This is a genomic window from Nocardia sp. Tas62D01, assembly GCF_055232035.1.
In genome coordinates, this window is the sequence record NZ_JBUYUZ010000001.1 from 9,177,029 (window position 1) to 9,199,563 (window position 22,535).

A 22,535-nucleotide genomic window follows, 5' to 3' on the forward strand; every position below is an offset into this window, starting at 1 on the left:
TGACCACCAGCACGAGGACCTCAACGATCGGGGGCCACAATGGACGGATGGATTCACCGGGGCCACGAGCCGACGAGCCCAAGCGGCGCCGCGCGTTCAGCGCGGCCGAGAAGCTCGCTCATCTTCAGGCCTACGAGGCCGCTGTCGAGCACGGCGACGGCGGTGGGTATCTGCGGCGTGAGGGCCTGTACTCGTCGTTGATCAGCGAGTGGCGCAAGCAGCGTGACGCCGGGGTGCTCGCGGGCCGCAAGCCCAGCGACAAGATCGGCAAGCTGACCGCCGAGCAATCCGAGATCGCCCGGTTGACGCGGGAGAACGCCCGGCTGAACAAGCGCCTGTCGACCACCGAGGCCGCCCTGGATATTATGGGAAAAGCGCACGCTCTCTTGGAAAACCTTTCCGAGAGAGCGGATTCCGACGAGCAGCGCAAGAAGCGTTGACCGCCGCGTATACGGCGTTGACCGCCGTGGGGGTGCCCACCCGGCAAGCGGCGTCGTTGACCGGGCTGGTGCGTTCGACCGCGATCCGCCGGGGCAAGGCCGCCGCCGCGCTCACTGTGGTGGTGTCCACGACACCGCCTCCGGACCCGGTCAACAAGCTGACCGTCCTGGAACGAGCGGGCATTCTGGCGGTGCTCACCAGCGACCGGTTCGTCGACCTGGCGCCGCTGCAGATTTACGCCCAGCTGCTCGATGAGGGTGTCTACCTGTGTTCGGTGTCCACGATGTATCGGGTGCTGCGGGAAAACCGGCAAGTCGGCGAACGCCGACGACTGGCGCGACACCCGGCGAAGGTGTGTCCGGAGCTGGTGCGACCGCGTCCAGGCAGGTGTATTCGTGGGACATCACCAAGCTCGCCGGCCCGATCAAAGGCCAATATTTCGATGCCTACGTGATGATCGACATCTACTCCCGCTACATCGTCGGTGTCCATGTCCATACTCACGAATCCGGTGTTCTGGCAACGGAATTGATGAAGGAGATCTTCGGTGTCCACGCCCGTCCCGCAGGTCGTGCACGCCGACCGCGGCACCTCGATGACATCCAAGACCGTCGCAGCGCTGCTCGCAGACCTCGAGGTCACCCGGTCGCATTCCCGGCCGCGGGTGTCCAACGACAACCCCTTTTCCGAGGCGCTGTTCAAAACCTTGAAATACGGGCCGGAATTCCCTGAACGCTTCGGAACACTCACCGAGGCAAGACAATTCATGGATTCATTCGCCCAGTGGTACAACCACGAACACCGCCACACCGGCATCGGCTTACACACACCCGCCGATGTCCACTACGGGCTGGCCACCGGCAAAGCAGCCGACCGGCGCGGGGTGCTCGACGTGGCCCGCGCCCGACACCCGCACCGCTTCGCCACCACAACACCGCCGAAGATCCTCGACCTGCCCCACACCGTCTGGATCAACCGACCCGCCGACGACAACACCCAGGAGACCGATACCGCAGCCGCATAACACACCCAGCGGTCTCATTCGGCTTGACAAATTCCGACCCGGCGATCATCACCGCAAACGCTCAACCGGCGAAGGCGCGTATCGCGGTCATCCTGGCCAGCAAAGGTGGCCGCATCGCCGACATCGCCGTCGGCGATTGCGTCCAGTTCTACGACGCGCACACCCGTGTCCGACCGCGGGGCGCGCCGGGCAAAACGCTGTTCTACGTGCTGCTGCACCGCTCGGGAGTGTTCGGGACGGACGCTCCCGCGACCCTGCGAACGCTGCGCGGACACGCGCGAGGACAGCTGTCAGCCACTGAACTCGTCGATCGCTACCAGCTGCGGCCCGGACCGATCCGGAACCTGATCATCGATTACCTCACCGAACGCCGGCCCAGCCTCGACTACAGCACCCTCAACCGCCTGGCCCTCGAGCTGGCCGGGCTGTTCTGGGCAGACCTGGAACACCACCACCCCGGCATCGCCTCCCTGCGCCTGCCACCGGAGTTCGCCACCGGGTGGAAACAACGGCTGAAGACCAAGACCCGGACCGTCACCGACCCGGGCACCGGTATCACACGCACGGTCAGCACACCGCGGGACTCGGCCGCGGGGGTGTTGTCGACAGTTCGTGCGTTCTATCTCGATATCGCCCAATGGGCGCTGGAGGAACCCACCCGATGGGGTCCGTGGGCGGCTCCGTGTCCGATCAAATCCACCGAGTTGAGCATCAAAAAGGAGAAGCAGGCGGTCAAAGCCCGCATGGACCAACGCACCCGCGAACGCCTGCCGATCCTGCCGAGCCTGCTGCGCATCGCGAACGAACTCCGCAACGCCGCCGCAGAGCGGCTCACCGCCGCCCGGCAAGCCACCCCGGGCGACACGATCACCATCGGCGGACAGATGCTGCGCATCCCGGTCATGTTCCGACCGGTCAACGCCAAGGTCTGGGCCGAGGAGGCGGTCACGGGTGTTCGCCGGGACCTGACGATGGAGGAAAGCGACGCGTTCTGGGCTTGGGCCGCGTTCGAAGTGCTGTCCCGGACCGGCTGCCGGATCGAGGAAATGCTGGAGTTGACCCACCAGGCCATCACCTCCTACCGGCTGCCCTCCACCGGCGAACTGGTGCCGCTGCTGCAGATCGCTCCCTCCAAAACCGACGCCGAGCGGCTACTGCTGGTCGACCCGGAGCTTGCCGACGTCTTGTCGGCGATCATCTGCCGCATCCGCATACCCAGTGGCGCCGTCCCCCTCGTCCCCGCCTACGACTACTCCGAGAAGACCTGGATGCCACCGATGGGCCTGCTGTTCCAGCGCACAGTCGGTGGAGAAAAACACGCCTTCAACCCCAGAGCGATCTACCAGATGTTCGCCCGCATCCTGGCCGTCAGCGGGATCACCGACACCGACGGAAATCCACTTCATTTCCGACCCCACGATTTCCGAAGAATCTTTATCACCGACGCCATTATGAACGGCCTACCACCACACATCGCCCAGATTATCGCCGGACACGCCTCGATAACAACAACCATGGGCTACAAGGCCATCTACCCGACCGAAGCGCTCGAAGCACACCGGTCGTTCATCGCCCGTCGCCGAGCGACCCGCCCCGGCGAAGAATACCGAACACCGACCGACGCCGAATGGGACGCATTCCTTGCGCATTTCGAGCGCCGCAAACTGTCTGTCGGCACCTGCGCACGCGCATTCAATACTCCGTGCATCCATGAGCACGCCTGCGTCAAATGTCCCATGCTCAGGCCGGATCCGGCCCAGCGATCACGCATCGAAGAGATCCGAGACAACCTCGAAGCCCGCATTATCGAAGCCAAACGCGAGGGATGGCTCGGCGAGATCGAAGGACTGCAAGTCAGCCTCACCGGCGCCAAAAACAAACTGGCGCAACTCGACACCTCCTCCGAACACAAAGCGACCAATGTCGAACTCGGCATCCCCACCTTCTCCGAGGTCGCTGGCCGCGCCACTTCGGGCACCCGGTAACAACCGGTCACAAATTTAGTTCAGAGAAGACAGCGGATTCGCGTCTTATCCTCGTTGATGGCCAAACCTCGCGGCTCCAACCAGGCACCGATCCGCCCCCGAACCTCCTGCGCCTGTTCACGACTGTGACACAGCACGACGAAATCGTCAGCGTAGGTTATGGTGGTCGGGCACCCGCGTTCGACGAAACCTCGTGTGTCGTATCGAGTTCCGGCGGCTTCTTCCATGCCTTGCAGCGCGATGTTCAGTAACAACGGTGAAATCACTCCGCCCTGAGGGGTCCCCTCATCGGTCGGAGCGTACCGGCCCTTGTCGACCACACCGGCTTTCAGCCATCCCCGGATCTGCTCCCTGGCGGGGAACGTCCCGATCCGTTCCAGCAGAAAATTGTGGTCGATTTTATCGAACGCGGATTTCAAGTCGGCGTCGAGTATCCACTCCCGCTTGGCGTTTTTCACCGCCAACGCTCGGTGGATCATCACAATCGCGTCGTGGCAGCCGCGTCCCGGTCGGAACCCGTACTGCTTGGGATCCAGCCGCGCCTCCCACTCGGGCTCCAACGCGTTGCGCACCCGCTGTTGCTGGGCGCGGTCGGCGATGGCAGGGATCCCGAGCGGGCGTTTCCCACCTTTCTTCGGTATGTACACCCGCCGCACCGGCAGAGCGTGCGCGGGCCCACCCCGACGGTGCAACAGCATCGCCAGTTCTGCCCGTTGCGGACCGGTCGAGACGACCTGCCCGTCCACACCCGCAGTGAGGCGGCCGGTGTTACGTTCGGTCACCTGCCGCACGCTGACCAGCGTGTTGGCTCGGCTGCGCAACATCAGTTTCTGCAGATTGCGAACCTGTTTCCGGTCGCCGGCCTGCTCCGCCTTGAAGATCCGCTGCCGCAGACGCCGTACCCGCTCCACCAGCGGAAACCATCGGATCCCATCCCAGTCGAGCAGATCCTCAGGTCCGTTCACCGCGTCGCCGTGCGCATCGAGCGCCGCGATGTCGACCATCACGGCCGTCGCTTCCCGCGTCGTGGTGCCTAACTTGTCCATCGGTTCCCGCGTCCTCGGTTTCGTATCGTCAAAGAGCCACCCGGCCCGCGTCAGCACCCCCTTCGGGGCCAGGCACTAAGCCTGGTATACGGCCAGTTATACGGCGGCGACCGGCTGGAGGAGCCGGTGTCGCGCCGTCGATTTCCTGTCGCCTTTCGGCAGCCGCCGTTGGCTTCTCGGGCCGTCCTGTTCCCGCCACGGCTATCCGCCTCCCTCGCGGTCGGCCTACCGACGACTTGATCAGCCGCCGGACCGTGACGGGGTTCCCGTGTTCCACACTGGTGAGATGCGTCCGGTGTCGGGTGCCCCCTTTACCCCGGGACCGTGGTGCTCACATGACCGGCATCTGAACTCCGATCACCACTGCCGCCTCACAGCGACGGGTCCTGCTCTGCGGTAGGACTTCCCATCATCCGCAGCTCTGGCTAACGAGGCTTACAGAGGTTCACCATATTCACCCTTCCGGACTTCTCCTTGCCTGTAACCGGTGGATGGAACACCAGCCCTTGGGCTTCCTCCTGGGCTTCACACCCCGCCGTTACCAGCGACGCATGCCAGGAGCGGAGACAGGCACTGAGCACTCGCCCGAAGCTAACCGTCGTGCATTCGACCCTCCATTCGGCTATCTCACTCAACCAGTGCAACTTCACGTCGCACCCAAATCCGCCAATAGTCGCCGGTCGACTCGACAGTGACCTTCTCGATCCCCTTCGCCGTCAACTCCGCGGCCAGCTCCAGGATGGCTTTCATCGTGGCCGGCACCTCCCGCACCTGGCTCGCCCGGCGTGTGCCAGTGGCCGGTGGAACCCGCACGCACACCGACCCTGACGCCTTGGCCACATCGATCCCGCACACCCGCAGCAGGATCAACTCGTGCTCGTCGTCGGGGATCACCTCCGGTTTTGACATCACCGGTTTCTTCCTCACCCTCACTACCTCCATCAGGCCGGCACCACGCAAGAGGTCGCCCGGGGGCCACGGTCAGGGAAACCGAAGTCTGACCGGCGTGCTCGAAGCAACAGTGCGTGACCCTTGCAGGTCGGGCCCCGACACCAGACTGAGGGACGGGCTCCAAGCCCAAGAACCAATCGGCGTCGACAGGCGACCGCACCCATTTTCACGCCTCGCGGCGTCCCCTGGGGCCAGGTTGACTGAGGGGGGTCCGCCGCCGCAATGCGGCGGACCTACCCGACTTCTATCTGCTGGAAGCGGCCGGGCTGCGGGTGCAGCTGGTCAACGCCCGCGATGTGAAGAACGTGCCGGGCCGGGCGAAGACCGACAAGCTGGACGCGGTGTGGCTGGCCAAGCTCACCGAGAAAGGCATGCTGCGACCCAGTTTCGTGCCGCCGGCCCCGATCCGGCAGTTGCGTGACTACACCCGGCTGCGTATCGACCTGACCAGGGAACGCGCCCGCTACTGGCAGCGGCTGGAGAAACTGCTCGAGGACGCGCTGATCAAGGTGTCGTCGGTGGCATCCACGATGGACACACTGTCGGTGCGCGACATGCTCGAAGCGTTGATCGCGGGCGAGCGCGACCCACGCCGGCTCGCCAATCTGGCCCGTGGCCGGATGAAAACCAAACGGGCCGCGTTGGTCGAGGCGTTGACCGGCAGGTTCGATGACCACCACGCGGAGCTGACCCGGATGCTGCTCGACCAGATCGACGCGTTGAGCACCCAGATCGCCGCACTCACTACCCGCATCGACGAGTTGCTGGCCGCGGTGGCGCCCGTAGCGGGCGGTGGTGGCGACAGTCCCGGCGGCGCGAGCCCGAGCGGGGACGACGCCGCCGAGTTGACCGTGATCGAGCGGCTCGATGAGATTCCCGGTATCGGCCCGGGGGCCGCCCAGATCATCCTCGCAGAGATCGGGCTCGACATGAGCCGGTTCCCGACCGCCGCACACCTGGTGTCGTGGGCGAAACTGTGCCCGCGCACCATCCAATCCGGACCCGTGCAACGCGCGGGCAAGACCGGCAAGGGCAACCCCTATCTCAAGGGTGCTCTCGGCGAGGCCGCCGCGGCCGCCGCCAAGACCAGCACGTTCCTCGGCGAACGCTACCGGCGCATCATCAAACGCCGTGGGAAACTCAAAGCCCTCGTGGCCGTTGCCCGCTCGATTCTGGTCATCATCTGGAACCTGCTTAGCAACCCGACCGCCCGGTTCCGCGATCTCGGTGCCGACTACCACGCCACCCGTGTCAACACCGAACGCAGGATCCGTAACCACATCGCCCAACTCACCGCCATGGGCTACCACGTCACCCTCGAACCCGCCGCCTAACGCCCACCGCCACAAGACAACCCGGCTCCGCCGGGTGCTGTCGCGTGCCCGGTCACCTTGGTTATTTTCCGGTCAGTTGCCGTCGCCGCTTCGCTGGTGTCCGTCGATGCGGGAAAATGGGGGCGCGCTCGCCCGGGACGCCGAGATTTCCTTGATGCTATAGAAGTTCGTCGGTCAGTTTGGCGGGTGGGGGCCACCGACAGGTGTGTCGATTGTTGCCGTGAGCACGAGGATCAGACTCTTCAGATCCTGTGGCCCCTCCGGGCGGGCGCGCCTGTTGTCGGTCGACCCGGAGGATGGGTGTGGAGCTGTTGCACGAGCGGTGCGCCGCGTTGGACATCGGTAAGAAAGACCTGAAGGCGTGTGTGCGCACGCCGAGCGCGAGCAACCGGAAACGATCCCGCGATCAGCGGGTCCGCACGTTCGCCACGACCACGAACGCGCTTTTGGAGCTGCGGGATTGGTTGATCGCCGAGCGGGTGACGCTGGTGGTGATGGAGGCCACCGGCGACTATTGGCGTGGGGCGTTCTACCTGTTGGAGGACGAGCTGAACGTGATGCTGGTCAACGCCGCGCATGCCAAGGGGCTGCCCGGCCGCAAGACCGACGTCTCCGACGCGGCGTGGCTGTGCCAGTTGGGCGAGTGCGGGCTGCTGCGGGCCTCGTTCGTGCCGCCGGAGCCGATCCGCCAGTTGCGGGATTTGACCCGCTACCGCGCCACCCTGGTCGCCGAGCGCACCCGCGAAGCACAGCGGCTCGAGAAGGAACTCGAGGACGCCGGGATCAAGCTGTCGTCGGTGGCCACCGACATCCTCGGGGTGTCCGGGCGCGCGATGCTCAAGGCGCTGATCGACGGCGAGGACGACGCGGCCGCCCTGGCGGAGATGGCCAAGGGCCGCATGCGGTCGAAGATCCCGGCGCTGGTGGAGGCGTTGACCGGGAACTTCGGCGAGCACCACGCGTTCCTGTGCCGACTGCACCTCGAACGCATTGACCAGCTCTCGGCGGCGATCGAGGAGCTCTCGGCACGAGTCGAGGAGAAGATGCGCCCTTTCTCCGGCAGCCTTGACCGGCTCAAGACCATCCCCGGTGTCGGGCGCCGCGTCGCGGAGGTCATCATCGCCGAGACCGGCGGGGACATGTCCCGGTTCCCTGCCGCGGCGAACCTGGTGTCCTGGGCCGGGGACTGCCCCGGGCACCACGAATCGGCCGGCAAACGCAAATCCGGCAAGACCCGCCACGGCAACAGATGGCTCAATGCCGCTCTGGGCACCGCCGCTCTGGCCGCGGCCCGCACCAAGGACACCTACCTCGCCGGCCGATACCGGCGTCTGGCACCACGAATAGGCAAACAGAAAGCGCTGGTCGCGCTCAAACACAAGATTCTCGTCTCGACCTGGCACATGCTCACCGAAGACCTCGACTATCGCGACCTCGGCGCAGACTACTTCGCCCGCCTCGATCCCGAACGCGCCATGCGCCGCATCGTCGCCCAAGCCAATGCCCTCGGCTACACCGTCCGCTTCGACCCCGTCCAAGCCGCCTAACCCCCACACCCGGACCACCCCGACGGCTCGCTACGCATCGCAGTCGGGGACCCAGCCATGCCCGGCCCCACCCTGAGCTGGGGGTATTTTCGGATCAGGAACCTGGGCCGCTGCGCTGGGCCGCCGTGGAGGCGGGAAAATGGGGGCGCGTTCGTCCGGGACGCCGATCGTACTGTGATGCCTTGAGCTCGTGGATCAGGATGGTGTTGGGGACCACCGACAGGAACTGTCGATTGTTGCTTCGAGCACGTGGGTCAGACTCTTTAGCCCTGTGGTTCCTCCGGACGGGCGTGCCAGGCCGGCCAGTCGTCTCGGGAGGGTGTCGTGGAACTGTTGCACGAGCGGTGCGCCGCGTTGGACATCGGCAAGAAGGACCTAAAAGCGTGTGTGCGCACCGCGAAGCCGGGGCGCGGGCGCTCACGCCGCCAGGAGATCCGCACCTTCGCCACGACCACCAACGCCCTGCTGGAACTGCGGGACTGGCTGGTGGCCGAGAAGGTCACCCTTGTGGTGATGGAGGCCACCGGGGATTACTGGCGGGGTGCGTTCTATCTGCTGGAGGACTGCCTGAACGTGATCCTGGTCAACGCCGCGCACGCCAAAGGACTGCCCGGGCGCAAGACCGACGTGTCCGACGCGGCATGGTTGTGTCAGATGGGTGAGTGCGGGCTACTCAAGGCCTCGTTCGTGCCCCCGGAGCCGATCCGGCACCTGCGGGATCTGACCCGCTACCGGACGACATTGGCGGCTGAACGTTCCCGCGAGGCCTCACGGTTGGAGAAGGAACTCGAAGACGCTGGCATCAAACTGTCCAGTGTGGCCACCGACATCCTCGGTGTTTCCGGGCGGGCGATGCTCGCGGCGCTCATCGACGGGGAGCGCGATGTGCGCGTACTGGCAGAGATGGCCAAGGCCCGGATGCGCCCGAAGATTCCGCAGCTGGTGCAGGCGCTGACCGGGAACTTCGGGGAGCATCACGCCTTTTTGTGCCGGCTGCACCTGGAACGCATCGACCAGCTCTCGGCCGTGATCCTGGAGCTGTCGACGCGGATCGAGGAAGAGATGCGCCCTTTTGCCCGTCAGCTTGAACGGTTGGCAACGATCCCTGGGGTCGGGCAGAGCACCGCTGAGGTGATCATCGCCGAGACTGGCGCCGACATGAGCAGGTTCCGTACCGCCGGGCACCTGGCCTCGTGGGCCGGGGTTTGCCCCGGGCACTACGAATCCGCCGGCAAACACAAATCCGGCAAGACCCGCCACGGCAACCGATGGCTCGGCGGTGCCCTGGGCACCGCGGCCATGGCCGCATCCCGCACCAAGGAAAACACCTACCTCGGCGCCCGCTACCACCGACTAGCCCCCCGGCTCGGGAAGAAGAAAGCCCTCGTCGCCCTGGAACACTCGATCCTCACCGCGGTCTGGCACATGCTCACCAACGACGTCGACTACCACGACCTCGGCGGTGACTACTTCACCAAACGCGACCCCCAAGCCGCGATGCGCCGGCTCACCCGCCAAGCCAACGCCCTGGGATTCACCATCCGCTTCGACCCCATCGAAGGAGCCGCCTGACCCCGGCCAAGCGGTTACCTCACCTTCAATTTTCGGGTCAGACGACAGAGTATTACGGGCTCGCCGTCGCCCAGACGAGGTACTCACGCACATCTCTCCAGCCCGCAGCGTAAACATCAACTTCTTCAGCGCCATCGACATCGACGCCGAACCCGCCCAACTCGACCTGACCGGCTACCGACCACTACGCGTCCGTGACACCCTCTTCTGACCACGCCCACGTCCGGCTGCCTGCAGCTTTCGAACGTCCCATAATGTCGATGAGCCGGACGCCAAGGTGGACTGCGGCAACCGTGGATTCCGCCGAGTTGAAAGCGTTCCGAAGTGGAAGGCGGTCCATTCGGGGGAACAACCCGACCGGCCCGCCCTGGAGAAGTCTTACGGCCAGTCACCTACGCAGATGAGGTCTTCACCCGGACGATGGCGTGGTGATCCGCTTCTCGAACCAATAATGGGCGTACGACTCCTCGTTGAAGGCGGCAACCTCCTCAAAGCCGTAGGAGCGGTACAGACTGATCGCGGCGACCAGCGCCTTGTTGGTGTCCAAGCGCAGCGCGTCGCATCCGCGCTGGGCGGCCCGTGCCTCCAGTTCGGCCAGGAACCTGCGTCCGAGGCCGAGGCCCCGCACGTGGGGCGCGACCCACATGCGTTTGATTTCAGGTGCCGCATTGGGGGGCAATTTGAGGCCAGCGCAACCGACCGGTTCACCATGCAGCCGGGCGACCAGCAATAGGCCGCGCGGAGAGCGCAATTCGCTCGCGTCGGGCAGCAGGCTCCGCGTGGGGTCGAAACCCGTCTCGAAGAGCTCTTGCAGCTCACCGAAGTAGGACCGTAGACAATACTGGGCGTCAGGGTGATCAGGAGCGACGGTTTCCAGCGTAACCATCGTGGCGGTCAACAACCGGCCCACCTCGGCCATAGCGGCCACTAGCCGGGCGCGTTGGGCGCTGTTGAGCGGTTCGAGCAGGCAGCCGGCCAATTCGTCGCTACGGCCATCGAGGACATCACGCTCAGCGTGACCAGCAGCGGTGAGCCGAACTGTGCGTACTCGCCGGTCGCCAGGTTGCGGCTCTATCGTCACCAGGCCATCCGCCTGCAGGGAGCGCAGCAGTCGGCTGACATACCCAGAATCGAGCCCCAGACGCACTCGCAACCACCGCACGTCCCTGCCCTGCCCGCCGATCTCCCACAGCAGCCGCGCTTCACCGATGGGCCGATCCCGGCCCAGGTAATGGTCGTGGAGCACACCCACGCGTTCAGTGACGGTGCGGTTGAACCGCCGCACCTGATCGATCTGCATCACATCCATTCTCTGACTTTAGTCAGAGAAATTCTTACATGCCAAGCGTACGGCGGATCTCCGCAGACCGATCACTAATTGAAAGGCAGTCCTACGTTGGCCCGCCAGCTGTCGCGCCAACACCTCATCGACGAGTATGTGCTGATCACGCACCCACTCCTCGCCGGACCTGATGGTGTCCCCCATTTTGCGGATCCAACCGATCTGCCTCCACTGCGTTTAGTCGACGCTACCGTTCTGGCTGGCGATGCGGTCGCTGTCACCTACGCTCGCCGCTGAAATTCGCTGCACGTCGTATCGATCGGTCGGACGCTGTTATCCCGGCGAAGGGCTTGGCGTTCAACGGGATAATGCGTAAGACCGTGTCTCACGTCGATGTGATTCGTTTCTGGTGTGTCGGGATCGGTTGTGCCTCCTACGACATCGAACCGGCGGATCGCTGCGACCGGGAATGGTATGTGCTGTACCAGCGGTCGACCCGGCGAGGTCCGTGATGATCAACCGGGTGAGAGCCAGCCGTTTCGACGAGCTCAACTCCGGCATGGAACGCGCAGTCCCGCATCCGGCTGATCTTCTCGAGCCGAGATCGCTGCGTGCCGGTCGACGTTGCCGTCTTGGCTGAGTTGGTAGGCGGGGCCAGGGGTGGCCCGAGCCACGACCGTGCCGGCGGCTGGGGCCGCGGTCCGGTAACGCGCCGTCCGCCGGATGGTTTCCGCGTCCGACGCGAGCTCGATTCCCTCAACCCCGCAGTGGGCGCGTGGACGGGAGCGGTGCGTCCAGGTTTGTGCTGTCATGGCGCAGGCATACCCGGACGACGAGACTCCACCTTCATTGTCAGGTTTCCGGGGTGGATCGTCGTCGAAACGCGTTCGCGCACAGTGTGTCCCGGCGTCGCACCGAGCCGCCACCGGCGCGCGATCGCGGCCACCGCGACGATCATCTCGGTCATCGCGTAGTGATCACCGATGCATTTGCGGATCCCCAGGTTGAACGGGATGAACGAACCGGGGCTGACGCTGGGGCTGCGTTCCGGCAACCACCGGTCCGGGTCGAATCGCAACGGGTCGTCGAACAGGTTCGGGTCGCGATGCAGGGTCGTCGGACTGTAGATGACCTCCGCGCCAGCGGGTATCAGCCAGTCACCGAGCCGCACCGGGTCGATGGCACGCCTGCTCAGGAACCAGGTCGGGGTGTGCAGGCGCAGCGTCTCCTCGATCACACGGCGGCAGTAGCCGAGCCGATTGATGGTTTCGAAGTCGATCGGTGCGGAGCCGAGTTGCTCGTCCAGCTCGGCGTGCAGGCGTGCTTCAATAGCGCCGTGGCCCGCGAGCTCGTAGAACAGCCAGGAGAGCGTGACCGATGCCGTTTCGGTGCCGGCGGCGAACAGGGTGGTGACTTCGTCCAGTAGCTGGAGGTCGGTCATCGCTTCGCCGGTATCGGCATCCCGGGCGGCAGCGAACAACGCCAGCAGGCCGTCCGGTGCGGCACTACCCGCGCGGGCGGTCTTGATGAGCTCTCCGCTCGTGCGGCGCAGCCGGTCGATCGCACGCCGGTAGCGTAGGTTTCCCGGTATCGGCAGGAATTCCCAGAACCGGTAGGGTACCAGCGTTCGGATGATCACCCCGTTCAAGACGACCGACAGGGAGCGCTGTAGTTCCTCGACCATGGAATGACTCGAGGTGTCCGGAAACATGGTGGTCGCTATGACGTCCGAACTCAACCTGTGCAGATCGTGGGCGAGCGCAACCGTCTGCCCGTCGTGCCAGGAGTCGGCCAGCGATGTGGCAAGGTCGCTCATTGTCCGGACATAGTTGGCGATGTGCTTGCGGTTGAACGCGGGCTGCATGAGCCGGCGTTGCCGCGCATGGAACGATCCTTCGGAGTTGACTAGGCCGTTGCCCAGCAGCGGACGTACTCGCTCGAAGAGAACACCTTTGCCGAACTTCGCCGCATCCTCGACCAGAGCCTGGCGGATCAGGACCGGCGAGTTGAGCAGGTAGAACTGTTTGGGCCCGATCTGCAGACGCAGGATGTCGCCTTCGGCGCGGGCCGCCTGGAGAAACGCCAGCGGGTCGCGGCCGAAGGGGATGAGATGCCCGGCGAGAGGCATCCGCCGGTCGGCGAGCGGAGGGATCAGCCCCGCTGATCCGGTGGCAGCGTTATCAGCTGCTTCGTGTAGCGCTGGGTCCGGCGTGACCATTCTTCGAAACCTCCCATCCACAAACGCTGTGCGTCCACATATCGGTCGATGTCGTGCTGCTCCCCGGGCGGGAGCCGGTACTTGCGTGCCAGATCCGACACGTCCGCGGCCAGCTCGGTGAAGCGGGCGATTTTCTCCCCTACCAGCTGCAGCGCCAATTCGATCGCCCGCTCGCGATTGCAGCCGTGCCGCTGTTCCAGCACCAGCACCAGGTTGTTGACCTCGCCAGCTCTTTCCTCTTTAGGCAGAGTGACCACATCGTTGGTGAGGGCCGGGACCAGCGTCGCTATACGACGCAACTGTCGCAGCTGCGGTATGTGAAAAGCCTTGGGCGATACGACGAAGCCACCCAGTCGCTCGGACAGGTCGGTGTAGTTCTCCAAGCAGACCGTGCCGCGACGCAGACAGAGGTAATGATCGAGTAACGGTATCTCGCCGTCGAGGCGTTCGGTCGCCTCGTACACATTGGCGCAGATATAGAACTCCCAATTGTGCGCAGCGCGATACCGCCACGACGGCGGCATTCCTGCGGTGTACCGGGACCAGATGTCGGAGAACGCGCGCACCACCGGGTGGGCCGACGATCCGAGTGTGTACTCCGGCGTGACGAGGACCTCTAGCAACGCATCGATCACTGCGGCGTCAGGCGAGGCCATGGCGCCGGAACCGCTTTCGAACCAATCGTCGAACACCAGGGTCCAGCCCACCACATCGCATCCGAGCTGCAAATCGGCACCGAGTGCGTAGGGCCACACCAACGCCGCCAGCCGGGGCAGATCGAAACTGCGGTAACGCTCGACCGCCCACCCGTCTTGTTCGTCGGCCACGATGAGCCCGTGCCCAAGCATCCAATCCTCGTGTACCTTGCGGACACTCGCCAGGTCGGGGCTTGTTCGCACCGGGAAGGGCAGCAGAATACCTGCTGGCGAGCAGACCCCCACGGCGCCTTCGGACGACAGTGTCATTACTTCCTCGGAGTTGCGTCGGTAGTGGAATCATGCCCGCGGGCCCGATAGCCGCAGAATCGTCACGTCCTTCCCGCCATTGGTTCTGATCGCCAATCGCGACACCGGTTGGTCGTCAATGCCGACACCACCAACCCCGGGGCCGATGCAGGTGGACTCGAAATCCGACACCGGTTCCACGGCAGGGGCGTCGGCCCGGTCGATCCAGCAGCGGGCGGGCCGATCGAGCCTGAGGCCCTCCATCAGAATCTCGGGCGTACTCACGTCGTGATGTCCTTCCGTCGTCGGTAGTAATACAGACTTGGTGAGCCTCGAAAACGCATCGCGCGCGCTCGACCGGGGTCGAGGCGTCAGCCGACCGTGCATCGCACGCTTCCCTCGGCGGGGTTCCACCTCAGACCGCGTTCTGCGCGCAACCGCGGTAAGCCTCGGTGCGCCCCACGTTCCGTCATGTCGTGCCAGCACTCGCGTCCCTCAATCCACCGCTAGGCGATGTTTCGGCCTCATCCAGGAACACATTCACGCTCTTGCCGGGCACGATCGCCGTGCCGTGGTAGAGGATGCTCTGCACATCGTGGACGCGCCGTGAGGACTTCAACGCACCTGCGAACGCAGCCGTCATGATGATGTGAATCGCGCCCCTGCCCGGCAAGCAGACCCCAGCAGGATCACCGCCTCGCCGACGGCCAAGCAGTCGACGAACGCATCACTGACACTCTCCGCCCACGCCGTGGCCGCCGCGTCGAAGACCGCGCGGATAGCGCTGTTCGCGCCGGACAGGCTATAGGCGTATCCGTGTCCATCGTTTTCCTTCCTGTCACGACGCGATCGCGCCGGTCCGGTGCCGGCCACGTTGGGCGTGGACTGCTCTAAATGAAGACCCGTGCCGGCTCGGAAAGGAATCGCAGCGCAGCGCGGGGGCACGCCGGTACCTGGTGCGGCTGGTCAGACAGTCCATCTTGCGGTCGGTGGGATGTCGATCAACTCGTCGATCCTCGCGTCACGCAGTCATGCGCAGGACGACCTTGCCGTTGACCGTGCGATCCCTCAGGGCGGCCAGTGCTGCGTGGACCTCGTCCCAGCTCTCGATCCGGCCGAGGGTAGGAACCAGGCTGCCGTTGGCGACCATGTCGGCCAGACTGGTCAAGTCTTCGGCGATATCGCTGTGAGCCGCGTAGCTGAAGTAGGTCTGCAGCCGTGCGCCCTCGTGGCCGATGAAGTCGTAGATGTTCACCGGCGTCGACTCGCCCGAACTGGTGCCCAGAATCACGACCGTGCCGCCAGGTGCGATGACCCGGATCGCGGCTGCGAGGCTGGGTCCCCCTATCGACTCGGCGATCAAATCGAACGGTCCGACCGCGTCTTCGACTGCGGCGACGACTCGATCCGCGCCCAGCTTGCCCAGCCACGACGCGGCGTCCGGTTGCGTGGACACGGCGGTGACGTGTGCGCCGGCGGCGGCGGCGAGTTGCACTTGCAGGTTGCCGACTCCACCGGTAGCACCCGTGATCAGTACCCGACGGCCGAGTAGCGCGCCGCCCAGCCGCAGGGTCCGTAACGCGGTCAGCCCGGCAAGCGGCAACGCCACGGCCTGCTCGACCGATACCTCCGCAGGCAATATCGCCAACCTGCTGGTGGGCGCGGCCACCTGCTCCGACCAAGCCCCTTGATCGACCAAACCGACCACCCGCGAACCCGCCTCCGGGCCCGAGCCATCAGCCGCTGCTTCGACCACCACGCCCGCAATATCCTGCCCCGGTCGCCATCCAGCGGGACGATTAGCGATCAGGCTCAACTCGCCGCGATTGACGCTGGACGCGGCTACCGCAACCAACGCCTCCCCCGGTCCTGGTGCGGGCGGCTCGACCTCCTGCAGCGCGAGCCGCCCCGACGCGTCCGCAACCACTACCAACCCTCGCATGTGCTTCTCCAATCCTGGCCGAACGTTCCCGACCACCCATTCGGACGGGGGGCCGGACCAGAGATCAGTCAAATCGACAAACCCACGGCGAACCAGAAGCAACTCACGAACCGATCTATCATGAAATGAGATAGGTCGGGAGGCAACAGTGGAATTGCGACAGTTGGAGTACCTCGTCGCAATCGTGGACGAGGGAGGTTTTGCGCGGGCGGCCGCCAGACTGCACATCGTGCAGTCCGCGGTGAGTCAACAGATCGGAAGGCTGGAGCGGGAACTCGGCCTCACATTGTTCGACCGCCGCCATCGCCGGGTACAACTCACACCGGCCGGTGAAGCGTTCCTCCCGAACGCCCGGGTCGTGGTTGCCGCCGCAGCCGCCGCCTACGACGCCGCCGCCGCACTCGCCGCGGGCACGCGCGGGATACTGCGCATCGGCACCAGCGAGGGTCTGGGCGAACACCTCGAAGCAATCCTCGCCATCGCCTCCGAACGCATGCCGGACACGCAGATCCAGCTGATCGCGGCACACACGACCGACAAGCTCAACGCGGTCCGTGCCGGGGACCTGGACGCCGCCTTCGTACGCGCCCCGCGCGACACCGGCGACCTATCCGCGCTGCACCTATGGAATGCGAACCTGGTCGCGGCCCTCCCAGCGACCCATCCCGCCGCGGCGTACCCCGTGGTGTCACTGGCCGACCTCGCCGACTTACCCGCCGTACTCAGCCCACCCGATGTAGCTGCCGGTGTCGCCGAACTGATCAGCCACGCCTGCGCTCGGGCCGGCTTCCAACCCAAACCCGGTCCCGCGTTCACCAACCTGCAAGACCTGCTCGCCGGACCTATCGCCGGCGGCAGATGCTGGACACTGCTCTACGCCGACCTCGCCGCCCACACACCAACTAGCCGAATCGCCTTCCGGCCAACAAAACCCACCATCACCATCCCCACCACTCTCGTCACTCGCTCACAGCCGAACCCGCTCACCGCCGCGCTCCTGTCCGCTGCCCGGGAGGCATGCGGCCATCCGCCCAGCGCTGCACAACCCTGGTCTCGCCGCTAGGTTCCTCAGCACGCCCCAAGGGACGACGAAAAACGGCCCAGAACCAGACTTCAGCGCCGCTTCCCTAGATCGGTCAGCCACCGCAGAGCTGATTCAGCGCTGGTCAGCGCGGAGATGTGGCCATCTTCCGGGCGCAGCCACAGTTTCCCGGCACGAATGTGCTGCTCCAGCCATTGCGCGTGAGCTGCTGGCGCGATCCTGTCCGCGGCGCCGTGGACGAGCAGCACTGGCGACTTTATCGCCTCTACCTCGAATCCCCACGGCTGTACGTAGGCGATGTCGTCGTCGACGAGCCCAGTGATGCCGTCTCCGACCGCGGCGTCGACGACGTCACTGAGCCAAGCCCAGTCACCGGACAACGCGGCAAGATCTGCCGCAACGAACTGCGGGTCGTAACGGTGGCCGTATTCCGCTTCATAACGTTGTTTGACATCGTCACCGGCACCGGCTGCCTTCAACGCCTGCACTCCTGATGGGGCCATTCCCGAGAAGTAGTTCAGCCCCTCTGCCGTATACGGGGCGAGCGATGACACCGCGACAGTCCCTACGACTCGCTCAGGCAGCAGCGCGGCGGCAGCGAGCGCGTGCGGCCCGCCACCCGAGTGGCCCATCACCGCGAATCTGTCGATACCCAGTCGGTCGGCGATGGCTGCAATATGGGCCGCCGCGGATGCGATGTCGCGGCCCATGTGCCGCTCGGAGCCGCCGTATCCAGGTCTGTCCCAGGACACCCACCTGATCCGAAGGTGGTCAGCGGCTGCGGCGAGCGGGGCCGGTGGTACACCAACGTTGGGTGTCCCGTGGCACCAGAAGACAGCCAAGTCGGCGTCCGTCTGGCAGTCGTATGCGTGAATGCTGCGGCCCGATTCAAGTTGCAGGTCGAATTCTGTGAACCAGGGCGAGGCGCTGCCTGATGTCATCTCGGCATGACCACCAGTCGCCGCCAGTGGTCGAGATAGCCTCCACAGATCATGGGCCGGCTCAGCAGAATGCCACCGATGGCATCGAAGGTGGTATTGAAGTGCTCTCGCAGGTCCGGGCTCCAGCGCCAGTCGTGGCCCCAGTTCCATAACTGCGAGATAGTGGGAGCTCGAATCGCGGGAACGGTTCCTTGCCCAGAAACATTGCTATACGCGCGATCCGGCCTTCTCGCGGTTCGATCACCTGGATTCCGTGTGCCTCGAAGGAGCCATCCTCGGACTGGACATAGATAGCGATGGCAGGGTAACCGTTCGCCGAGGTAGCGACTGCGTGGCATGGACGCCGGAAGACGCGGCGGACGTGGTGGTCGAGGACGGCGGCGACCACAGTCGACGCCTCGCCGCGAAGCTGTTTCGGTCACTCGCGAGACGTCGCGGTCGTTCGCCCTGCACCAGGTCACCACAGCGTCGAATCCGCATATGGACGTGGCTGGCCCATTCGGGTGAACAGGGGCACCAGAGTCGGGTCCGCGAAGGAGACGACCCTGGTGATCCTGTCACCGATCACCGTGAGCACGACGACTCCGTACGGGTGGTAGGTGTCGCCTGTGCGGCGGAAAGCGACAGCGGCAGGTTGTCCGTTGGCCCAGGTGGGAAGCATGAGCCAGTCGCCGGGAGCGCCGAGCATGTGTTTGCGCAGGAAGGGGACGCAGGTGGCACGCCCTGCGAACCAGGTCCGGATCGGGGTTGCCTCCAAGGTTGCCTCCTCGCTGAGCAGTCGCTCGAGTGCGGCGGCGTCGGACTCGTCGAACGCGGCGATGTATCTGTCCAGCAACGCACGCGCACGCGGGTCGTTCATCTCGGTGGTCCGATCGCTGTGCTGATCGAGTTGTCTGAGCCGGGCACGCGCTCGTTGCAGGGTGCTCTTCACAGCTGTCGTTGTCGTGCCGAGCATGGCGGCTACCTCGGGTGCCGGAAAAGCCAACACGTCCCGCAAGATCAGGACCGCGCGCTGGGGTGCGGACAAGTGCTGCAGGCACGCGATCAGCGCCAGCCGCACCCCCTCGCGTGTGGCAACGATGGCGGCCGGATCTCCCGACAGCGAGTCGATCATGGCGTCGGGAATCGGTTCCAGCCACGCCACGTCCGCCCCGCCCGCGATCGGCGGGGTCAATGGATTCGCCTCGGCGCCACCCAAACCGCTGGGCAGCTGTCGGTTGCTCTGGCGCTGCAGCGTTTTCAAACAGGCGTTGGTCGCTATGCGGTAGAGCCAGTTGCGCAGCGAGGATCGGCCTTCGAAACCGTCGAACGAGCGCCACGCGAGAAGGTACGTCTCCTGGACGAGATCCTCAGCGTCGTGAACCGATCCGAGCATGCGGTAGCAGTGAGCCAGCAGCTCACGCCGGAACGGTTCGGTCTGCTGCACGAAACTCGCCTGATCCGGCACCTGTTATGTCTCCTTCCGAGCACGGCGAGTGCGGTTGTGTCAGATCGAGCGTCCCAGAAACGCGGCGAGCCTGTCGGCCGGGCAGGCATCGTCGCCCGCGTCGACGACGGGACCGAAAAAGGCGACAGCATCCGGTCCGCGCAGCTCGTCGGTGATCTCCACTCGGGCGTCGGCGAGCAGATCCGTCGCCAGCTCCGGAAGCAGGCTTCCAGGATGGCCGATCGATCTGGCGAGATCCCAACCGTGGATGAATTGCTCGCGCACGGCGAGACTCAGCATTCTGGCCCCGGAGTAGGCACCGAACGGCAACACGAACTCTTCGTCGAGTACCCCCTCGACCCGGAAGGCGGCCAACACCATGTCGATGCTGTCGTCGTAGGCCGCGACGAAATCCCCGGCAGCGAAGTCCGAGTCGGCCGCCGTGTCCTTGGCCGACACCGTTGACGCAACCCACCGGGCCGAGCCTACGAAATGGTTGATCAACGCCGCGACGTCCCACGACACACACGGTGTCAGCAAGCCCAACTGGTCGCGGCGCACTTCCCCCAGGATGGTTCGGGTACTGGCGAAGGCTTGGCGAAGCTGTTCGACACCGATCACTACCTGCTGTTCCATGGAAACACAATCTCCTGTCGAAAGGTGGCGGCCTTCGAGAAACAGGCCGGGAAGGGTGTTGCCTCCCGATGTATAGATCCACCTCAGGCCGGAAAGGAATCGCAGAATCTCCGGTCCCTCCGCTACCAGCAGGGCCAATGAGCTCCCGAATCTGCTGGTCGGGGCAGATGTACTCCGAGGTTCTCGGCCAGCAGGGTGATCAGCTCGGTTTAGCAAAACCCGCGCGGCATCGGACTGCGCGTACTAGATAGGCTGCGCTGCGTTACGTCAGTTTTCTTGCTCGGGGTCTGGGTTGTGACGGCGATCGATCGCACCGCGTATCCGCGGTTCAAGAGAGTGGTTCCCACGCGGGAGCTGGTTGAGGCGTTCACGCCGACGGTCGCCGAGGTCGCGTGGGCGCGGGAGAAGACGCAGAACGACCAGCATCTGCTGGCCTTGGTGGTGTGGCTGAAGTCGTATCAGCGGCTGGGTATTTCCCGAAGCCGGACGAGGTTCCCGCGGTGGTGGTCGAGCACGTGCGCGGCCTGCTGGCTGTCCACGAGGTGACGGCCGAGCATGACGCGCACCGGACCGCGAAGTGGCATCGCGGGCTGGTCCGGGCGTTGGTGGGTTGGACGATCAGCCGGTTCACGTCAGTCCGCTTCCTGTCGTCGCCCGAACAGGGCGAGAAGTCTATCGGTATCGGTGTATTGGGACGCCGATGGCGCTACGGTTCCGTCGAACAACCCGCGGCGCTCAACGTTGTTAAGTACTACTGGCGCGAGGCTCAACAGGGTGCTCACCAGGTCGGGCGGAAGTTGGTCGAGGCACCCTGTGGCCTGGTTGATGTCCCACGCGTGGACGGTAAGCTCAAAGGCGCCAGTGAGAGCGATAATCGCAATTCTCGGGCTTGGACGTGGCGCCGCCGCGATGACGTCGAGGAGTCTGTGAACCTCCCGTTGGGCCTGTGCACACCCATCAATTGGTGGCGGACTTGGTATTTCTCCGGAGATGAGTTCGTGGAGTGCGGCAGTTGAGTCGGCGACGTGGAGCACCAGTGTTCCCAGATCCCATTCGGCGCATGGAGTCGGTCGACTCGGCAGGACACGTGACGCTGCGTCGAGGCTGGTGGTCATGGCTTCCGCCGCCCGGGCGAGCAGCTCCAGCGGATGCGGCATTCTGGTCATCGGATATGTGGGGCGGGCAGCGATAGTGGGAGCTCGAATCGCGGGAACAGTTCCTTGCCCAGAAACATCGCTATACGCGCGATCCGGCCTTCTCGCGGTTCGATCACCTGGATTCCGTGTGCCTCGAAGGAGCCATCCTCGGACTGGACATAGATAGCGATGGCAGGGTAACCGTTCGCCGAGGTAGCGACTGCGTGGCATGGACGCCGGAAGACGCGGCGGACGTGGTGGTCGAGGACGGCGTCGCGGCCCAGGAACCAGGTCCGGATCGGCGGCATCTCGAATTCGATGTCCGAACGCAGCAATTCGGCAAGCGCAGCAGCGTCGGCGGTCTCGAAGGCGCGCACGAATCGCTCGATCAGCTGCGCATCCAGGTCCGCGTTCGGCGCGACACGGTCATGCACAGGCAGATCCGCGGCGAGGGTGGCGCGCGCTCGCTGAAGGAGACTGCGCGTGGCGGTCGCACTGATGTCGAGCACTCCAGCTGCCTCAACCGGGGTGAAGCCAACCACGTCGACGAGGATGAGCGCTGCCCGTTGCCGCGCGGGAAGGGTTTGGAACGCGGCGATGAGCGCCAAGCGGGTGCTGTCGCGCACCGCGACGATGGCGGCGGGGTCCTCGGAGCCGTCCATAATTCGCTCGGTGGGTACCGGGGTGAGCCAGGACACCGCATCGAGCCGTTCGAAAGAGGCCGACCGGGAATCGGTTGTCGGGCCACCCAGGCCTGAGGGCAGCACACGTCGCTGGTTGCTCTTCAGCGCGGTCAGACAGGTGTTGGTGGCGATGCGGAACAGCCAGGTGCGTAGCGAGGATCTACCGTCGAATGATTCGTATCCGCGCCATGCTCGTATCAGTGTCTCTTGCACCAGATCCTCGGCGTCCTGGAGGGAGCCGAGCATTCGGTAGCAGTGCGCGAGCAGTTCGTGTCGATAGGGGTCGGCCAGATCAGCGAAGTCGCCCGTTGTTTGTCGGTGGTCATCCGACACCGATTTCCTCCTCAGTAAGAAATTACTCTCTCTGCCGATATCTCGAACGCCG

Annotated in this window: 19 protein-coding genes and 2 pseudogenes; 8 read left to right on the top strand and 13 right to left on the bottom strand. The window is 65.0% G+C overall.

Annotated elements, in window-relative coordinates; translation table 11 throughout:
• Positions 1-47 precede the first annotated feature (47 nt).
• Positions 48-1,465, top strand: a pseudogene (locus tag ACV7NQ_RS44675) (IS3 family transposase).
• 23 nt (positions 1,466-1,488) lie between these two features.
• On the top strand, positions 1,489-3,450 hold the full coding sequence (locus ACV7NQ_RS44680; RefSeq protein ID WP_463365011.1) for a tyrosine-type recombinase/integrase: 1,962 nt from the start codon (positions 1,489-1,491) through the stop codon (positions 3,448-3,450).
• A 20-nt stretch (positions 3,451-3,470) separates the two neighbouring features.
• On the opposite strand, the gene ACV7NQ_RS44685 is transcribed toward ACV7NQ_RS44680, so the two are convergent.
• Positions 3,471-4,496, bottom strand: coding sequence for a reverse transcriptase domain-containing protein (locus tag ACV7NQ_RS44685; RefSeq protein ID WP_463365012.1), 1,026 nt, complete (start codon positions 4,494-4,496; stop codon positions 3,471-3,473).
• 627 nt (positions 4,497-5,123) lie between these two features.
• Complete coding sequence (locus ACV7NQ_RS44690; protein ID WP_463365013.1) at positions 5,124-5,408, bottom strand: hypothetical protein; 285 nt, start codon at positions 5,406-5,408, stop codon at positions 5,124-5,126.
• Positions 5,409-5,689: 281 nt separating this feature from the next.
• Here ACV7NQ_RS44690 and ACV7NQ_RS44695 point away from each other — a divergent pair.
• From ACV7NQ_RS44695 to ACV7NQ_RS44705, 3 genes and pseudogenes are all read left to right on the top strand, one after another.
• Positions 5,690-6,781 (top strand): annotated as a pseudogene (locus ACV7NQ_RS44695) (IS110 family RNA-guided transposase); the annotation flags it as partial.
• A gap of 302 nt (positions 6,782-7,083) precedes the next feature.
• Entirely contained in the window at positions 7,084-8,328 is a 1,245-nt protein-coding gene (locus tag ACV7NQ_RS44700) for an IS110 family RNA-guided transposase (RefSeq protein WP_463365014.1), read from the top strand.
• Positions 8,329-8,652: 324 nt separating this feature from the next.
• A complete protein-coding gene (locus tag ACV7NQ_RS44705; RefSeq protein WP_463359126.1) occupies positions 8,653-9,900 on the top strand; it encodes an IS110 family RNA-guided transposase in 1,248 nt (415 codons plus the stop codon).
• Positions 9,901-10,309: 409 nt separating this feature from the next.
• Here the strand turns inward: ACV7NQ_RS44705 and ACV7NQ_RS44710 are convergent, their stop codons facing one another.
• Positions 10,310-11,209, bottom strand: a complete 900-nt coding sequence (locus ACV7NQ_RS44710; RefSeq protein WP_463365015.1) for a bifunctional helix-turn-helix transcriptional regulator/GNAT family N-acetyltransferase — start codon at positions 11,207-11,209, stop codon at positions 10,310-10,312.
• A 69-nt stretch (positions 11,210-11,278) separates the two neighbouring features.
• On the opposite strand from ACV7NQ_RS44710, the gene ACV7NQ_RS44715 reads away from it, so the two are divergent.
• Entirely contained in the window at positions 11,279-11,479 is a 201-nt protein-coding gene (locus ACV7NQ_RS44715; protein WP_463365016.1) for a dihydrofolate reductase family protein, read from the top strand.
• Positions 11,480-11,990: 511 nt separating this feature from the next.
• On the opposite strand, the gene ACV7NQ_RS44720 is transcribed toward ACV7NQ_RS44715, so the two are convergent.
• The 5 genes from ACV7NQ_RS44720 to ACV7NQ_RS44740 form a co-directional block, all read right to left on the bottom strand.
• Entirely contained in the window at positions 11,991-13,310 is a 1,320-nt protein-coding gene (locus ACV7NQ_RS44720) for a cytochrome P450 (RefSeq protein WP_463365017.1), read from the bottom strand.
• A 23-nt stretch (positions 13,311-13,333) separates the two neighbouring features.
• Positions 13,334-14,365, bottom strand: coding sequence for a terpene synthase family protein (locus ACV7NQ_RS44725; protein ID WP_463365018.1), 1,032 nt, complete (start codon positions 14,363-14,365; stop codon positions 13,334-13,336).
• Positions 14,366-14,395: 30 nt separating this feature from the next.
• A complete protein-coding gene (locus ACV7NQ_RS44730) occupies positions 14,396-14,629 on the bottom strand; it encodes a hypothetical protein (RefSeq protein WP_463365019.1) in 234 nt (77 codons plus the stop codon).
• Between the two features lie 184 nt (positions 14,630-14,813).
• On the bottom strand, positions 14,814-14,987 hold the full coding sequence (locus ACV7NQ_RS44735; RefSeq protein ID WP_463365020.1) for a hypothetical protein: 174 nt from the start codon (positions 14,985-14,987) through the stop codon (positions 14,814-14,816).
• A gap of 378 nt (positions 14,988-15,365) precedes the next feature.
• On the bottom strand, positions 15,366-16,286 hold the full coding sequence (locus ACV7NQ_RS44740) for a zinc-binding dehydrogenase (RefSeq protein ID WP_463365021.1): 921 nt from the start codon (positions 16,284-16,286) through the stop codon (positions 15,366-15,368).
• A gap of 148 nt (positions 16,287-16,434) precedes the next feature.
• On the opposite strand from ACV7NQ_RS44740, the gene ACV7NQ_RS44745 reads away from it, so the two are divergent.
• A complete protein-coding gene (locus tag ACV7NQ_RS44745) occupies positions 16,435-17,349 on the top strand; it encodes a LysR family transcriptional regulator (protein ID WP_463365022.1) in 915 nt (304 codons plus the stop codon).
• Between the two features lie 50 nt (positions 17,350-17,399).
• Here ACV7NQ_RS44745 and ACV7NQ_RS44750 read toward each other — a convergent pair whose 3' ends face one another.
• The 3 genes from ACV7NQ_RS44750 to ACV7NQ_RS44760 form a co-directional block, all read right to left on the bottom strand.
• Entirely contained in the window at positions 17,400-18,419 is a 1,020-nt protein-coding gene (locus ACV7NQ_RS44750) for an alpha/beta fold hydrolase (protein ID WP_463365023.1), read from the bottom strand.
• Between the two features lie 307 nt (positions 18,420-18,726).
• Complete coding sequence (locus ACV7NQ_RS44755; RefSeq protein ID WP_463365024.1) at positions 18,727-19,716, bottom strand: sigma-70 family RNA polymerase sigma factor; 990 nt, start codon at positions 19,714-19,716, stop codon at positions 18,727-18,729.
• A gap of 39 nt (positions 19,717-19,755) precedes the next feature.
• The gene (locus ACV7NQ_RS44760) at positions 19,756-20,331 is read right to left on the bottom strand and encodes a TIGR03086 family metal-binding protein (RefSeq protein WP_463365025.1); all 576 of its coding nucleotides are present in this window, start codon (positions 20,329-20,331) and stop codon (positions 19,756-19,758) included.
• Between the two features lie 294 nt (positions 20,332-20,625).
• Here ACV7NQ_RS44760 and ACV7NQ_RS44765 point away from each other — a divergent pair, with 294 nt between their 5' ends.
• Positions 20,626-20,877, top strand: coding sequence for a DUF4158 domain-containing protein (locus tag ACV7NQ_RS44765; RefSeq protein ID WP_463365026.1), 252 nt, complete (start codon positions 20,626-20,628; stop codon positions 20,875-20,877).
• Between the two features lie 86 nt (positions 20,878-20,963).
• Here the strand turns inward: ACV7NQ_RS44765 and ACV7NQ_RS44770 are convergent, their stop codons facing one another.
• Together ACV7NQ_RS44770 and ACV7NQ_RS44775 are read right to left on the bottom strand one after the other, a co-directional pair.
• Complete coding sequence (locus ACV7NQ_RS44770; protein ID WP_463365027.1) at positions 20,964-21,497, bottom strand: maleylpyruvate isomerase family mycothiol-dependent enzyme; 534 nt, start codon at positions 21,495-21,497, stop codon at positions 20,964-20,966.
• The gene (locus tag ACV7NQ_RS44775) at positions 21,494-22,483 is read right to left on the bottom strand and encodes an RNA polymerase subunit sigma-70 (protein ID WP_463365028.1); all 990 of its coding nucleotides are present in this window, start codon (positions 22,481-22,483) and stop codon (positions 21,494-21,496) included. The genes ACV7NQ_RS44770 and ACV7NQ_RS44775 overlap by 4 nt, the downstream gene beginning before the upstream one ends.
• Between the last annotated feature and the right edge of the window lie 52 nt (positions 22,484-22,535).